The sequence below is a fragment of the Ruegeria sp. ABD4_443 genome (assembly GCF_056160865.1).
Genome location: NZ_JBSWYA010000001.1, coordinates 810225 through 826218 on the forward strand (window position 1 = coordinate 810225; position 15994 = coordinate 826218).

The window sequence follows — 15994 nt, forward strand, 5'->3', positions numbered from 1 at the left end:
GCATCATCAGCCCTGGTACAGGCGTCGCGAAACCAACCAGGACACCGGGGCTGCGGCAACGAACCCAATCGCAGCCGCAGCGACAATCGCCGTGGTCGAGATCATGCCAGCAGCAAGCACGGCAATAACGGCCGACCCTGCAAGGGCGGTTGCAATCAAAGAATACAGCATGGCGGCAAGACGTATCATGGTCTTATGTCCTGTTGGTTGGCGTCTGCAAAACACATTACAATAAGAGAATGTGACTGGCTTTGATTTGCATCAGATTGGTGCGTCCGTTCGCGGGTTTTCGCGATTGGCGATACGCTTGACATCCCGCCCAAAAAACCCGCGTGGCTTGGCCCGCGCCCGGGCGTTGAATTCAAATGTCTTGCGGGGGTCTGCCGCGCAACACCGCCCCGGCGGAACCAATTGATGCCGGGCTGATCCGGTCACGCCAGCGCCGCCCAAGCCTTTGTTATTTCAGCCAAACGTCATTGGTGCGGGCGGTGGGACTCGAACCCACACGGGGAAATCCCCTTCAGATTTTAAGTCTGATATGTCTACCATTCCATCACGCCCGCATGCACCGTATCGCTGGATTCCAGTGCGTTTTCGGTGACGTGGAAACTCCTTACAGCCAAGACTTGCAATTGGAAAGGCGTTACAAAGCCACGCGGCCACCCCCAACCGGCCGGTTTCCTGCGCGGCCATGCTTGACACAAACCCCGGCTTTCGATCACGTCAAGAAACCAGCCCGCAGGAGCGCGCCATGAAACTCATCCCCAACCCTCACCGTGGCGGCGCCAAACTGATTGCGGACATCCCGTTTCCGTCAACGGACACGACGCGGGTCGCCGCTTTGGTGTCGCGATGCCCGGCGCGCGGTGAAACGCCCCTGACCGAGGTGACATCCCTGGCCCCGGTTGCCGCGCTGTGGGTCAAGGACGAACGCTGCCGCATGAACCTGGGGTCATTCAAGGCGCTGGGGGCGGCATATGTCATAGCCTGCCACGCCAGCGACGCCACAGAACACCCCGACATGCACAGCTTGCGCGGCCGAACCTACGTGACCGCCAGCGCGGGCAATCACGGGCTTAGCGTCGCGGCAGGTGCCCGGATGTTCGGGGCGGGGGCCGTCGTTTACATCGCGGAAACCGTCCCCGAAAGCTTTGCCAACCGGTTGCGGGCGCAAAACGCCCAAGTCGTGCGCGCAGGTGCGGATTATGCGGGCAGCATGCAGGCGGCCAGTCAGGCAGCCCGCGACAATGGCTGGGTTCTGCTGTCCGACAGCTCCTGGGACGGCTATGTCGACCTGCCCTACCTGCTGATGGAAGGTTACCTGCAACTGGCGGCAGAAATGGTTCGGCAATGCCCGCAAATGCCCTCGGTAATCTTGCTGCAGGCCGGTGTCGGGGGCCTGGCCGGGGCCGTCGCGGCCTATGCGCGCAAAGCCTGGGGCGATGTTCCGCGCATTTGTGTGGTCGAACCCACGGCGGCACCGGCGCTGCAATCAAGCATCGAAAAGGGGCAACCCGTCTTTGCAGCCGGGCCCGACAGCATCATGGGACGTCTGGATTGCAAGGAACCTTCTCTGATTGCGCTGAACGGGTTGGCACGGGATGCCGATCTTTTCCTGTCTCTTGACGACACTCAGGTCGCCGCGCAATTGCCGAAAATGGCCGCTGCGGGGATCGGCACGACGGCCTCGGGCGGCGCGGGGCTGGCTGCCGTTCTGGATGATGCAAGCCGCGCGGCCCTGAACATCGCGGAACATGACCGGGTGCTGTGCATTCTCACCGAGCAACCGGCATGAGAGGGTTTGACACACAGGAATTCATCGCCCGGACCGACCGCACGCAGGAACTGATGGCGACGGCAGGCCTGTCGGCGCTGCTGCTGACAACCGAACCCGAGGTTCGCTATTTCACCGGGTTCCTGACCCGGTTCTGGGAAAGCCCGACCCGGCCCTGGTTTGTCATCGTTCCCGCCAGCGGTCCGCCGATGGCCGTCATCCCCTCGATCGGGGCCGCGTTGATGGGGCAGACCTGGATCGATGACATAAGAACCTGGAGCGCCCCGACCCCCGGGGATGACGGCCTTACGCTTTTGGCCGACACTTTGCGGGAAATCGTCCCCCAAGGCGAAACGATCGGGTGCCCTGACGGGATCGAAACGCATATCCGCATGCCCTTGGCCGATCTGACCCGGCTGGGCGGCATGATCGGCCGCCGCCGGATCGCAAGCGACAAGGGTATTCTGCGGCGCATGAGGATGATCAAATCGCAGGCAGAGATCGCAAAAATCGAAACCGCCTGTGCCATTGCCGGACGCGCATTTGCACGGGTCCCGGAAATCGCCACGGCGGGAACGCCTCAGGATCAGGTTTTCCGGCGGTTCCAGATGCTGTGCCTTGACGAGGGGGCGGACTGGGTGCCTTACCTGGCGGGCGGCGCGGGCCCTGCGGGATATACCGACGTGATATCCCCGGCGCGCCCTGCCCCGCTGAAGGCTGGCGATGTCCTGATGCTGGATACCGGGCTGGTCTGGGACGGGTATTTTTGCGACTTTGACCGCAACTGGTCGGTCGGCGCGGCCACCGAACCGGTGCGTTCGGCGCATGGACGGCTGGTCGAGGCCTGCGACGCGGCGTTCGACCTGGCCCGCCCCGGCGCCACCGCCGCTGATCTGTTTCACGCCATGAACTCTGTGCTTTCCAAGGGCGGCGCCGGAACGGATGCCGGGCGGCTTGGCCACGGGTTGGGAATGTCCCTGACCGAATGGCCGTCGCTGATCGCGGCCGATGAAACCGTTTTGGAACCCGGAATGGTTCTGACGCTTGAACCGGGGATTGAAACCAAAGGCGGCATCATGGTCCATGAAGAAGACATTCTGATCACAGCGGGTGCCCCCCGGTACCTGAGCCCCCGGACCGGACCAGAGGTTGCCACGCTGTGAACATCCTGCCCTGCACCTTTGACGCCGACGATCCACAGGCCACACCGATGGGGCTGATCGTTTTGCAGGCCGATGAAACGATCGAACCCGAGTTCCGCACGCTTTTTGCCCAAAGCCGCTGCCCCGTCTACGTGTCCCGGATACCAAGCGACGCCGAGGTTCGAACCGACACTCTGGCACGGATGGAACAGACCCTGCCTGCCGCCGCCGCGCTTTTGCCCGGGTCGCCCGAATATCGCGTGGTGGGGTATGCCTGCACCTCGGCAAGTTCGGTCATCGGGTCCGAACGGGTGGAAACCCTTGTCAGGCAGGGCTGCAACACCCGATCCGTCACCAACCCGCTGCGCGCCGCAATCGCGCATGCCGCACATTTGGGCGTTTCGAAATTTGCGCTGTTGTCGCCGTATATCGAAGAGGTCAACACACCCCTGCGCGCGGCCTTTGCACGGCACGGGATTTCAACCGAGGTTTTCGGCAGTTTCGGCGAGGCGCAAGAGGCCAAGGTGGCCCGTATCTCCGAGCAATCCACCCTCGATGCTGCCATCCAACTGGGGTTGGACCCCTCGGTCGACGCGGTCTTTATCAGCTGTACGAATTTGCGCACAGCCGGTGTCATTTCCAAGGTCGCGGAAAAAATCGGCAAACCGGTTTTGTCCAGCAATCACAGCCTTGCCTGGGACATGATGCGCCTAAACATGTCGCATTTCTAGGCCAAAGCGGCGCATAGGACCGCACATTGCCTTTACGGCCCTGCAAGCATTTGTTAGCCTCGGGCGCAATGCTTGAGATGATCGAATGAGCCTGGGAAATCCGGGTAATCATTTGGCGAAACAGGGGGTCTTGTGACCGAAACGAAAAACGACGCCGCGTTTGTCGAGTTTCAACGCGTGCAAAAATCTTATGACGGCGAAAATCTTGTTGTCAAAGATCTGAACCTGGCGATGCCCAAGGGCGAGTTTCTGACCATGCTTGGCCCGTCAGGGTCCGGCAAAACCACGTGCCTGATGATGTTGGCGGGGTTTGAAACAGCGACCCACGGCGAGATTCTTTTGGATGGCCGCCCGATCAACAACATTCCACCACACAAGCGCGGAATTGGCATGGTCTTTCAGAATTATGCCTTGTTTCCGCACATGACGGTGGCGGAAAATCTGTCCTTCCCGCTTGAGGTCCGAAAACTGGGCAAGTCCGAGCGTGAGGCCAAGGTGCAGCGTGCGCTGGACATGGTGCAGATGGGGGCCTTTGGCGGTCGTCGTCCGGCACAATTGTCCGGCGGTCAGCAACAGCGGATTGCGCTGGCACGGGCGCTGGTTTTCGAACCTGAACTGGTGCTGATGGACGAACCGCTGGGCGCATTGGACAAGCAGCTGCGCGAGCACATGCAGTTCGAGATCACGCGCCTTGCGCATGAGCTGGGCATCACGACCGTCTATGTGACCCACGACCAGACCGAAGCCCTGACCATGTCGGATCGCGTCGCCGTGTTCGACGATGGCCGCATTCAGCAACTGGCCCCGCCGGATCAACTGTATGAAGAACCCGAAAACTCATTCGTGGCGCAGTTCATCGGTGAAAACAACACGCTGGAAGGCACTGTAAAGTCCATTGATGGCGACGCCTGCCTGATTGCGCTGGACGACGGGTCCGAAATTGACGCCGTGCCAATCAATGTCAGCCAACCCGGCGAGCGGACCAAGGTTTCGATCCGGCCAGAGCGGGTCGAATTCAACAAGGACCGCCTGCATGCCGACGCCCATACGCTCAAGGCGACGGTCAAGGAATTCATCTATATGGGGGATGTCTTCCGGTTCCGGATGTCGGTGGCCGGCAATGACGAGTTCATCGTCAAGACCCGGAACGCGCCGGACGCGGTAAGGCTGAAACCCGGCCAGGAAATCGAAATCGGTTGGCTTGCCAAGGACTGCCGTGCGCTGGACGCCTGAACCGCGTCCGCGCAACGCCAGCAAGGCAAGGCCCAACTGAAAGACGGGCTGGCGAGAAACCCGTGCGTCAGCCGACACAACACCAAGCGGGATAAACTGGGAGTTACGTACAAATGAAACCGACGAAAACAATGCTTACAGCCGCTGTTCTTGCGACAGCAGCCGCGGGTGTTTCAGCCGAAGAGATGACCATCGTGTCGTGGGGCGGCGCCTATTCCAAGTCGCAGCTCAAAGCCTATCACGAGCCCTATTCGGAAAAGACCGGCGTCACCATCCTGAACGATGACAGCTCGGCCGAAGCTGTGGCCAAGCTGCGCGCGATGAACGAAGCGGGCAACATCACCTGGGACGTGGTTGACGTTGTTGCAGCGGACGCGATCCGCCTGTGCGACGAAGGTCTGGCAATGGAAATCGACCCCGATACGATGCTGGCCGCCGCACCTGACGGCACCTCGGCGGCGGATGACTTTGGCGACCTGCTGGTCAGCGACTGCTTTATCCCGCAGATCGTTTATTCGACCACTTTCGGCTATCGCACCGACCTGGTGGGCGACACCCCGCCGACCGATATCTGCGCCGTCTTCGACCTTGAGACCTATCCCGGCAAGCGTTCGCTTGAAAAGCGCCCGATCAACAACATGGAATGGGCCCTGCTGTGCGATGGCGTCGCAAAGGAAGACGTCTATGACGTGCTGGCAACCCCCGAAGGCCAGGAACAGGCGCTTGCCAAGCTGGGCACCATCAAGGACAGCGTCGTCTGGTGGTCCGCTGGCGCAGACACGCCGCAGCTTCTGGCCGATGGCGAAGTCGTCATGGGATCGACCTATAACGGTCGTCTGTTCAGCGTGATCGAAGAGCAGAAACAGCCCGTCGCCATGTTGTGGGACGCGCAGGTGTTCGACCTTGACGGCTGGATCATCCCCGCCGGTCTGAGCGACGAGCGCAAGGCCCGTGCGCTGGATTATATCATGTTCGCAACCGACACCCAGCGTCTGGCGGATCAGGCCAAGTACATCTCGTACGGTCCGGCCCGTGCCTCGTCGGCGCCGCTGGTGGGTCAGCACGCCGAACTGGGCATCGACATGGCACCGCACATGCCGACCGACCCGGAAAACGCCAAGAACACGTTCCTGTACAACTACGAGTTCTGGGCCGATTACCGCGATGATATCGACGCCAAATTCCAGGCGTGGCTTGCGCAATAAGCGCTTGATTTCATGACACGGCCGGGGGCGGTGATCCGCCCCCGCACCCAAAAGAACCCAAGGGGCAAAGATGACTGACGCAAGCGAAAACACGGGGCCAATGCTGGCGGCGGACGGAACACCGCTCAAGCAATCGCTGGCACGTTCATTGCGGCGACAGAAGCTGCGCGCACTGATGCTGGTGGCCCCTTTGTTGCTGTTCGTGATGTTCTCGTTCATCGTGCCGATTGCTTCGATGCTGTTCCGCTCGGTGGAAAACAGCATCGTGCAGAAAACCCTGCCCCTGACGGTCCAAGCGCTGCAAAGCTGGGACGAAAGCAGCGGCGAACTGCCTGACGAGGCCGTCTATGACGCCTTTGTCCGCGACATGGTCGTGGCCGTCGATAGCAAGACCCATACCCGATTGGGCTCGCGTTTGAACTACGAAGAAACCGGCATGTCCTCGATGTTCCGCCGCTCGGGCCGGAAAATGGGCAAGCTTGATCCTGAAACCGATGGGCCGTTCAAGGAACAGGTGATCGAAATCCATGACGGCTGGGGCGACCCGAATACCTGGGCCGTGATCAAGACCCATTCACCCACGGTCACCAATGGCTATTTCCTGAACGCGGTCGATATGCGCCGCACGCCCGAAGGCGCGCAATCACAACCCGAAGACAAACAGATCCTGATCAAGCTGTTCGGCCGCACGCTGTTCATGTCGCTGGTGATCACTGCGTCCTGTATCCTGCTGGCTTATCCGGTCAGTTACCTGCTGGCGACGCTGCCCATGCGGGTTTCGAACCTTTTGATGATCCTCGTCCTGCTGCCATTCTGGACCTCGCTGCTGGTGCGGACCTCGGCGTGGAAGGTGATGCTGCAACAGCAAGGCGTGATCAACGAGACCCTTGTGTGGCTTGGGCTTGTGGCCGATGACGCGCGGCTGGTGATCATCAACAACCAGATCGGCACGATCATCGCGATGACGCATATCCTGCTGCCGTTCATGATCCTGCCGATGTATTCGGTGATGCAGACGATACCGGATTCCTATACCCGCGCCGCGAAATCCATGGGCGCGACCAACTGGACCACCTTCTGGCGCATCTACTTTCCGCAATCCATTCCGGGCATTGGCGCGGGGTCGATCCTCGTGTTCATCCTGGCCATCGGCTATTACATCACGCCCGAGATCGTGGGCGGCACCAAGGGTGTCTTCATCTCGAACCGGATTGCCTACCACATCTCGTCCTCGCTGAACTGGGGACTGGCGGCGGCGCTTGGAACGATCCTGCTGGCCGTCGTGCTGTTGCTCTACTGGGTCTACGACAAGATCGTGGGCATCGATAACGTGAAGCTGGGATAATCGACATGGCCGCACTTACTCCGATATCCCGCAAGCCGCTTTCCATGGTTCTGCCCAGTGTTGCGTTGGCCGGTGCCTTTGCCGGCATCTTCGTAGGCGCCGGCAACGGGTCGGTCTTTCTTGGCATCATCGCCGGGGCGGCCCTGATCGCGGCGCTCGCCTGGGTCTATATCACCATCCTGAAGAACGAGGCGCTGGCGCGGTGGATCAACACGCTGGGCTTCGGCATCGCGGGTTTCCTGATCTCAGGGCCGATGGGCGGCGTTCTTGGCCTGCTGGGCGGGTGGTTCTTTGGCTGGTTCACATACTGGCTGTACGAGGGCCGATATCGCCGCAAACTGCTGCCTTACCTCACGCCGAAACAGGTGTTCTATCACTATCTGTTCCGGGTCATCTGCGGCGCGATTTTCGTGTTCCTGATCACGCCGATCCTTGTGGTTCTGCCGCTGTCGTTCAACGCGCAGGACTTCTTTACCTTCACGCCCGAGATGCTGCGGCTGGACCCCGAAGGGTATTCGCTGAAGCATTACCGCGACTTCTTTACCAACAATGAATGGCAGCGCAGCTTCAAAAACTCGCTGATCATCGCGCCGATTGCGACGGTGATCTCGGTCTCGCTGGGTACGCTCGCGGCCATCGGCCTCAGCCAGAGCCACGTTCCCGGCCGCCGTGCCATCATGGGCATCCTGATCTCGCCGATGATCGTACCGCTGATCATCTCGGCCACGGGGATGTTCTTTTTCTACAGCGATATCGGCCGCTTTATGGAAGGCACGCTGGGCATGAACAAGAACTTCGTGGGCTATGTGAAGGTCATCCTTGCCCACGCCGTTCTGGGCATCCCGTTCGTCATCATCACCGTGACCGCAACGCTGGTGGGTTTTGACCGCTCGCTGACGCGGGCGGCGGCGAATATGGGCGCGGGTCCGGTGCGGACCTTCTTCAAGATCCAGATGCCGCTGATCCTGCCGGGCGTGATCTCGGGTGGTTTGTTTGCCTTCATCACCTCGTTCGACGAGGTGGTCGTGGTGCTGTTTGTCGGCTCGGCCAGCCAAAAGACCCTGCCATGGCAGATGTTCACCGGCCTGCGCGAACAGATCAGCCCGACCATTCTGGCGGTGGCCACGATCCTTGTGGTGATCTCGATCGCGCTGCTGACCACGGTCGAATTGCTGCGCCGCCGGTCCGAGCGTCTGCGGGGTCTTTCCCCCGCTTGACGCAGACCTGCGCCTGATCTAACGATTCACACGTTCACCCCAGCCGCGATGGCGTCGCGGCATCATCGGGGGTGATCGGCTCTCGGACCCCGAGACCGCCTGTCCTGAACGCCGGGACAAGTGGCCGGGTATTGCCACCCGGCATAGATGAGAGACCTGTTATGACAGACACAAAACGCCCCGAATTCTTCACCTGCCACAATGGCGACAAAGCCCCCCTGCCGTTCAGCAAGGGCGAATATGACCGCCGTCTGGGCAAATTACGCGCCATCATGGCCGCGCGGGATATCCCCGCCGTTCTGCTGACGTCGATGCAGAACATCGCCTATTACTCGGGCTTTCTGTACTGCGCTTTTGGCCGCCCCTATGGCTGCGTGGTGACACAGGACGCCTGCACCACTGTTTCGGCCAATATCGACGCGGGCCAACCGTGGCGCCGCTCGGTCGAGGACAACGTCATCTATACCGATTGGAGGCGCGACAATTACTGGCGCGCGGTGGCCAGCCTGATCGGTGGCGCGAAACGGATCGGGATCGAAGGCGATCACATGACCCTCGCCGCGCGCGATACGGCACTGGCCATGCTGGGTCAGCCTGAACTGGTCGACATTGCGCCCGACACGATGGCCGCGCGCATGGTGAAATCGGACGAAGAGATCGAACTGATCAAAGGCGGTGCCCGCACCGCCGATGTGGGCGGCGCAGCCATTCACGCCGCCATCCGCGATGGTGCCACCGAGATTGAAATCGCCATGGCCGGTCGCGACGCGATGGAGGCCGAAATCGCCCGCGCCTATCCCGACGCAGAATATCGCGACACCTGGGTCTGGTTCCAGTCCGGCCTCAATACCGACGGCGCGCATAACCCGGTGACCAAACGGGCGCTGCAACGGGGCGATATCCTGTCGCTGAACACCTTTCCCATGATCTCGGGTTACTACACGGCGCTGGAACGCACCCTGTTTCTGGGCGAACCCGACGCCGACAGCCTGCGCCTGTGGCACGCCAACGTCGCGGCCCACGAACTGGGTCTGAGCCTGATCAAACCCGGTGCCACCTGCTCGGGCATCACGGCTGAGATCAACCGTTTCTTTGCCGATGAGGGCCTGCTGCAATACCGATCCTTCGGCTACGGCCATTCCTTTGGTATCCTCAGCCACTATTACGGGCGCGAGGCCGGTCTGGAATTGCGCGAAGATATCGACACGGTGCTGGAACCCGGCATGGTCGTTTCAATCGAACCGATGCTGTGGATCCCCCAGGGCCAGCCCGGCGCGGGCGGCTATCGCGAACACGATATCCTTTTGGTTGGCGACGTCGGCGCCGAAAACATCACCGGCTTCCCCTACGGGCCGGGTCACAACATCATCGGTGCGTAAAAAGCGGGCGGGGTCCAAGGCCAAGCCTGCCCCACGAATGGTCAGGCGATCAGAGGCTTGGAGCGCATTGTCCGCTCTGAGCCCAAAGTATCAAATGTCGAATATTGAACCAAAGGGTGGAAAGGCCCGCAAAGCTGTCCTTTGCCTGGGTCCGGGTTGTTCCATCGGTCCGTTGCGGGATCTCGGCGGCAGCGCCAATGACTGGCCTTGGAAACTGCCGCATTGAATAGGCAGATAGGGATGCCCGCCATCGCTGCGCTTCGTTATTGCTGGAACCAAGACACCCTAGCTGGTTTCGGGTGGCATCGTCTTGAGGCGCGAGATTGTCGACCTGCTTACCCCCAAGAGCCTGCCGATTTCTGCGGCGGTTTTGCCCATCGAAAGCAGGGAAAGCGCCTCAGCGCGGTCTGCCTCGCTTAGTTTCTTGGGTCGCCCCTTGCTCAACCCGATGGATTTTGGGCGATCTTCGACGGTGCGGCTTTCCAGATCAGCCAACCCGAGTTCGTAGTCTATAACACCCCCCAAAATATCCAGAACCACAGCTGCGCGTTCACCTTCGGTATTTGCCCAAGGCTCTGCAATTGAGCGAAACGCAACACCCTTTTTGCTCAGCATTTCGATCAGGTTCAAAAGCTCTGCAATGGAACCCGCAACAGCGGATAGCCTGGAAACAACGACAACGTCCCCCGCTGAAACGTTCTCCAAAAAGGCTTCCAAAGAGTCTGCCTCGTCATGGCCATCTGCATCATTATCGCGCCACACGCGATCACAGCCTTGCCGCTGAAGTTCGTTGAGCTGAACCTCATTTCGGTACCATTTGGACGATACACGCGCATATCCGATTTTTGCCATTCTTGATCAAGCTCGCAGTTGTTCTTGACTAATGCACGCAGTTCTGCACGTATTAATGCACGCGGTTCTGCACGATAATAGCTTTGGACCAACGAAATGACAATCTCCTTACGAGTCATCGGACAAAATGCAGCAACCCCTTCCCGAAATTCGCAAAGATCGCAGCCTCTATAACGAGGATCTTGCCCCTATTCCCTCGGACGAGCGTGACTGGGGCTGGTTCGAGTTGTTCAACGTTTGGGCAAATGACGTTCAATCGCTGTTCGGCTATACATTGGCGGCGTCCCTTTTTGTGACCTATGGGCTGAACGGTTGGGCGGTTTTTGCGGGCATCGTGCTGGCCGGGTTTGTTGTCATGGGGCTGGTCAATCTGATCGGGAAACCCAGCGTCAAACACGGGATTCCGTTTCCAGTCATGGCGCGGGCCAGCATGGGTGTGCGGGGGGCGAACTTCCCGGCAATGATCCGCGCTGTTGTCGCCATATTCTGGTATGGGGTGCAGACCTACTTTGCCTCAACCGCGCTGGCGTTGGCGTTGGTCGCTGTGATCGGGGCGAATGGCCCTCCGGTCTTTCTGGGGCTTAGTGCAATCGAATGGATCGCCTTTTCGGCGGTCTGGACCTTTCAGATCACGCTATTTTGGAACGGGATCGACCTGATCGTGGATTTCCTGAATTTCGCAGGTCCGTTTGTCTACGTCGTGATGCTGACACTTGCTGTTACGATCTGGATTGAGGTTGGCAACGACCTATGGCTGGAACTTGGAACGATCTTTCGTGGTACCGGCAGCTATGAGGGCAGTCCGTTGGGGGCGTTTGTCGCCATCGTGGGTACGATGATCGCCTATTTTTCTGCAGTCATCATCAATTTTGGAGACTTTTCGCGGTTTGTCCGCTCGGAACATGAAATGCGCAAGGGCAACCTGCTGGGGCTGCCCATAAACATCGCGTTCTTTTCCCTGATCGCATTGATCGTAACCGCGGGAACCGTCGCGCTGTGGGGGGAGCCGATGACCAATCCCACGGCCATTGTTGCCCGCATCGATTCCCTGCCGCTGACTATTCTTGCCGCGATCACCTTTCTTGCCGCCACGGTTGGGATCAACCTCGTGGCCAACTTCATTCCGCCAGCCTACGACCTTGCAAATTTGATGCCCAGCCGGATCAATTTTCGTGTTGCCGGTATCATAACTTCTGCCTGTGCGTTGGTGATCGGGGGGCTATGGGTTTCGACCATTAGTCAAATCGGGATCTTGGGTCTGGTGAACACTTTGGGGGCCGTTCTGGCACCGGTCTACGGCATCATCATTGTCGATTATTACCTCGTCAAATCCGGAAAACTGGATGTTGACCACCTCTTCTCGGCGGCGCGCGAAGGAGACTATTTCTACACCAATGGCTGGAACATGGCGGCAATCGTTTCGTTCGCCCTGCCTGCCACGTTTTCTGTTCTGACGGTCTGGGTCCCGATGCTGAATGCCCTTTCGGGTTTCGCGTGGGTGATCGGCGCAGGATTTGGAGGGGTGTTCTACTGGGCCATCGCAAAGCGTTAGCGGCGCAACTTATCCGAAGCCTTCGGGCGGGGGAATGGCCACGAGACATGGCCGGAATTGGGCGACGGAATAAGCCCGAACCAAATCAAAAAATGGGGCAACCCCCATAATCCATCCTGGAGAACAACATGGACAGTAAAAGCACGACAAATCCCGAAGGGGATACACTAAACCCGGCAACACCGGACGAAAAGACATGGGGATCATTCGCGATCTTCAACGTCTGGGCCAACGATGTGCAATCGCTCTTTGGGTATTCACTGGTTGCCTCGCTTTTCATCTCATATGGCGTCGGTGGCCTGACAGCCTTTGCTGCGCTGATTGCCTCTGGGCTTTTCGTGATGTTCATGGTGAACCTGTCCGGCGCGCCCGGTGAAAAATACGGCATTCCGTTTCCGGTCCTGGCCCGTTCCAGCATGGGCACGGCTGGCTCAAAACTACCCGCTGTTTTGCGCGCCGTCGTGGCGGTGTTCTGGTATGGCGTACAGGTTTATTTCGCTTCAACTGCTCTGTCGTTGCTGATCCGTTCGGTCACTGGCATCAGCGGTGGAACCGAGATGTTGGGATTGACTGGCGTTGACTGGGTCTCTTTCCTGGTTGTTTGGGCTTTCCACATCGCCATTTTCTGGCGCGGCATGGGCTGGGTTGAGAAATTCCTCAACATTGCCGGACCGTTTGTCTATCTGGTCATGATCGGCCTTGTCATCGTTCTTTGGCAGCGTGCGGATGGGCAATTGCTTAGCGCGACCGCGACAATCTTTGCCAACCCCGAGGGGACCTTTGGCACCGAGGTCAAAGGCTTTATCGCGATCTTCGGAACCATGGTCGCCTACTTCTCGGCAGTGATGATCAACTTTTCGGACTTCTCGCGCTATTCTACCAGCAAGGCATCCATGAAAATGGGCAACCTGACCGGTTTGCCGCTGAACATGATCCTGTTCTCGGCATTGGCGCTTTTGACAACTGGTGGTGCTGCCGTGGTGTTTGGTGAGGCCATCATCAACCCAACCGAAATCGTCGAGAAAACCGACAGCGTGCTTTTGGGCATCATCGCCGCGATCACGTTCTTTGCCGCGACAGTGGGCATCAATCTGGTTGCGAACTTCATCCCGGCGGTGAATGGCATTGCCAACCTTGTACCGGGCAAGATCAGCTTTCGTCAGGCGGGTTTGGCCACATCCATCTTTGCACTGGTTATCGGAGGACTTTGGACTGCCGTCATCTCAAACATCGGGATTTCAGGGTTCGTGAACACGCTCGGTGCAACACTGGCCCCGATCTTCGGGATCATGATCGTCGACTACTACAAGATCCGCAAAGAAGAGCTGAACGTTGATGACCTCTACAACATGGAGGGCGGTGACTATCACTATGGCAATGGCTGGAACGATAACGCCCTTATCGCCTTCGGTATCGCTTCGGTGTTCTCGGTCGCGACGGTCTGGGTTCCTGCTTTGGGCTTCTTGTCCGGCTATGCCTGGATCATCGGCGCCATCCTTGGTGGCATCGTCTACCTTGCGGTCACGAAAAAGTAACACGCCAACAACGTCCAACAGTGGACAATCCCCAACTGGGCGCCATCTATTGGCGCCCTTTTTTTTGTCCCGGCCCATCTTCGACCTGCGGTGGTTTGGGCTTGGGGGTGCAGTTGCATTGGCCAAGGTCGAACGTTCAACACGGAAGGCTTGCAACGGCGGCTGCGCGAACCTCTATTCAGAATGTCTGTTCATCAAGGGGTTTTGTCCAAATGAGCGCCGCGAAATGCCAGGCGCAAGCCCCTACCCCTTATCGCTTGGCGCGGTGGTGAAAGATGAAACCCAGAAAATTCAGCAACAGCTGCGCCGCCAGGATCTGGGTGCTTTCGGTGGGGTCATAGGCGGGCGCGACCTCGACCAGGTCTATGCCCACGACATCCCCGCGCCTGGCCAGCCCCTGCACGATCTCCAGCACATCGTAATACAGAAACCCGCCATGGCTTGGTGTCCCGGTGCCCGAGGCGATCGAGGGACAGAACGCGTCGATATCAATCGTCACATAATACCGCGCCCCCTGCGGGATGCGCGCCAAGACCGCCTCGGTCCCCAGTTTACGCACCTGCCGCACCGACAGGATATCCGAGCCGCGTGCGCGGGCATCCGCGTACCCCTCTTTTGCGGTGGATGAGACATTGCGAATGCCAAGCTGCGTCATGCCCGAGACATAGTCTTTTTCGATCGCGCGCCGCATCGGGTTGCCATGCCCGGCGGTGACCCCGTGGCGTTCATCGACGAAATCCAGATGCGCGTCGATCTGCACCACATGGATCGGCCCGTTCTGGGCGCAATCCTCGGCAAAGGCGTTGATGCAGGGGATATTGATCGAATGATCGCCGCCTATCACTACCGGCAAAGCCCCCGCTTGCAGGATTTTGCCCACGCCCAACTCGATATTGGCATGGCTCTCGTCGGTCTTGGTGTGGATGATGTCGGCATCGCCCAGGTCGACCATCCGCACCGAGCCATCCAGATAGGTCGCGTCATCCTCGTGATCATAGGCCCCGGCATGGCCGAAACTGAACAGGGTCGAGGCCTCGCGCACCGCCCGTGGCCCAAACCGCGCGCCGGGCCGCCACTGGGTACCAAAATCGAATGGCGCGCCCAGCACGGCAACATCCGCCTCGATCCGGTCCCAATCCGCGACATAGGGTGATTTGGCAAAGGTCGAAATCCCGACAAAGGGCAGGTTCAACCGCCCCGATTCATAGCCGTGATCCTGCATGCCGCCAGCCTTTCCGATATGTACTCGTGCACCCCGAACCTAATACGGTTCTTGCCTCACCCCAAACAGGCAAACCGGTTTCCTTTCTTTTTTTCGGTGGGCCGTCCGACCGCATGCACTGCCCCGCAACGCATCGGCAGGTTGCGGATGCGCTTTATGGGGTGGTTTTGGGGGTGCAGTGAGGGCTGCAAAGAAAAAGGCCCGCCGGGTGGGGCGGGCCAGTTTCGTAGATGTGCTTGCGCCGCGCAGGCAGGCGTCAGCCCAGCTTGTCGGTCAGCTCCGGCACGGCCTGGAACAGGTCGGCGACCAGTCCGAAATCGGCAACCTGGAAGATCGGCGCCTCTTCGTCCTTGTTGATCGCAACAATGACCTTCGAGTCCTTCATGCCAGCCAGGTGCTGGATCGCGCCCGAGATGCCGATGGCGACATACAGGTCCGGGGCAACGACCTTGCCCGTCTGGCCCACCTGCCAGTCGTTCGGGGCATAGCCCGAATCGACCGCGGCACGCGATGCGCCCACGGCGGCGCCCAGCTTGTCGGCCAGCGTTTCGATCAGCTTGAAATCCTCTTCCGAGCCGACACCGCGCCCGCCCGAAACAACAACACCGGCCGAGGTCAGCTCGGGGCGGTCGCTTTCGGCAACCTTGTCCTCGACCCATTCCGACAAGCCTTCGGAGCCCGGAACCGCAACGGTTTCAACCGGGGCCGAGCCGCCGTCGCCCGCCGCGTCAAAGCTGGCGGTACGGAAGGTGACAACCTTCTTGGCGTCGTTCGATTTCACGGTCTGGATCGCGTTGCCCGCATAGA

The 15994-nt window shown here is 59.6% G+C and carries 14 protein-coding genes and 1 tRNA gene; 10 read left to right on the forward strand and 5 right to left on the reverse strand.

Annotated elements, in window-relative coordinates; genetic code table 11:
- Positions 1-6: 6 nt before the first annotated feature.
- Both ACXAG8_RS04050 and ACXAG8_RS04055 read right to left on the reverse strand, forming a co-directional pair.
- Positions 7-189, reverse strand: coding sequence for a hypothetical protein (locus ACXAG8_RS04050; RefSeq protein ID WP_475222352.1), 183 nt, complete (start codon positions 187-189; stop codon positions 7-9).
- 288 nt (positions 190-477) lie between these two features.
- Positions 478-563 (reverse strand) — tRNA-Leu (locus ACXAG8_RS04055).
- A gap of 188 nt (positions 564-751) precedes the next feature.
- On the opposite strand from ACXAG8_RS04055, the gene ACXAG8_RS04060 reads away from it, so the two are divergent.
- The 8 genes from ACXAG8_RS04060 to ACXAG8_RS04095 all read left to right on the forward strand — a co-directional run bounded on the left by ACXAG8_RS04060 (position 752) and on the right by ACXAG8_RS04095 (position 10026).
- Positions 752-1795 (forward strand): pyridoxal-phosphate dependent enzyme, encoded by a 1044-nt coding sequence (locus ACXAG8_RS04060; RefSeq protein ID WP_475222354.1) that lies wholly within the window; start codon positions 752-754, stop codon positions 1793-1795.
- Positions 1792-2937 carry a M24 family metallopeptidase gene (locus ACXAG8_RS04065; protein ID WP_475222356.1) on the forward strand — a complete coding sequence of 382 codons (1146 nt, stop codon included), beginning with the start codon at positions 1792-1794 and terminating at the stop codon, positions 2935-2937. The genes ACXAG8_RS04060 and ACXAG8_RS04065 overlap by 4 nt, the downstream gene beginning before the upstream one ends.
- On the forward strand, positions 2934-3647 hold the full coding sequence (locus tag ACXAG8_RS04070) for a maleate cis-trans isomerase family protein (protein WP_475222358.1): 714 nt from the start codon (positions 2934-2936) through the stop codon (positions 3645-3647). The genes ACXAG8_RS04065 and ACXAG8_RS04070 overlap by 4 nt, the downstream gene beginning before the upstream one ends.
- 132 nt (positions 3648-3779) lie before the next feature.
- The gene (locus tag ACXAG8_RS04075; protein ID WP_475222360.1) at positions 3780-4880 is read left to right on the forward strand and encodes an ABC transporter ATP-binding protein; all 1101 of its coding nucleotides are present in this window, start codon (positions 3780-3782) and stop codon (positions 4878-4880) included.
- 113 nt (positions 4881-4993) lie between these two features.
- Entirely contained in the window at positions 4994-6085 is a 1092-nt protein-coding gene (locus ACXAG8_RS04080) for an extracellular solute-binding protein (RefSeq protein ID WP_475222362.1), read from the forward strand.
- 70 nt (positions 6086-6155) lie between these two features.
- Complete coding sequence (locus tag ACXAG8_RS04085) at positions 6156-7430, forward strand: ABC transporter permease (RefSeq protein WP_475222364.1); 1275 nt, start codon at positions 6156-6158, stop codon at positions 7428-7430.
- Positions 7431-7435: 5 nt separating this feature from the next.
- Positions 7436-8647 carry an ABC transporter permease gene (locus tag ACXAG8_RS04090; RefSeq protein ID WP_475222366.1) on the forward strand — a complete coding sequence of 404 codons (1212 nt, stop codon included), beginning with the start codon at positions 7436-7438 and terminating at the stop codon, positions 8645-8647.
- 161 nt (positions 8648-8808) lie between these two features.
- Positions 8809-10026, forward strand: a complete 1218-nt coding sequence (locus tag ACXAG8_RS04095) for an aminopeptidase P family protein (protein WP_475222368.1) — start codon at positions 8809-8811, stop codon at positions 10024-10026.
- Between the two features lie 285 nt (positions 10027-10311).
- Here the strand turns inward: ACXAG8_RS04095 and ACXAG8_RS04100 are convergent, their stop codons facing one another.
- Positions 10312-10878 carry a recombinase family protein gene (locus ACXAG8_RS04100; protein ID WP_475222370.1) on the reverse strand — a complete coding sequence of 189 codons (567 nt, stop codon included), beginning with the start codon at positions 10876-10878 and terminating at the stop codon, positions 10312-10314.
- A 127-nt stretch (positions 10879-11005) separates the two neighbouring features.
- Here ACXAG8_RS04100 and ACXAG8_RS04105 point away from each other — a divergent pair, with 127 nt between their 5' ends.
- Together ACXAG8_RS04105 and ACXAG8_RS04110 are read left to right on the forward strand one after the other, a co-directional pair.
- The gene (locus ACXAG8_RS04105) at positions 11006-12430 is read left to right on the forward strand and encodes an NCS1 family nucleobase:cation symporter-1 (protein WP_475222372.1); all 1425 of its coding nucleotides are present in this window, start codon (positions 11006-11008) and stop codon (positions 12428-12430) included.
- Between the two features lie 128 nt (positions 12431-12558).
- Positions 12559-13965: an NCS1 family nucleobase:cation symporter-1 gene (locus ACXAG8_RS04110; protein WP_475222374.1), complete on the forward strand. Its 1407-nt coding sequence runs from the start codon at positions 12559-12561 to the stop codon at positions 13963-13965.
- 250 nt (positions 13966-14215) lie between these two features.
- Here the strand turns inward: ACXAG8_RS04110 and speB are convergent, their stop codons facing one another.
- The gene (gene speB, locus ACXAG8_RS04115; protein WP_475222375.1) at positions 14216-15187 is read right to left on the reverse strand and encodes an agmatinase; all 972 of its coding nucleotides are present in this window, start codon (positions 15185-15187) and stop codon (positions 14216-14218) included.
- Positions 15188-15443: 256 nt separating this feature from the next.
- Positions 15444-15994: electron transfer flavoprotein subunit alpha/FixB family protein (locus ACXAG8_RS04120; protein ID WP_475222377.1), on the reverse strand; the 551-nt coding region annotated here is incomplete at its 5' end.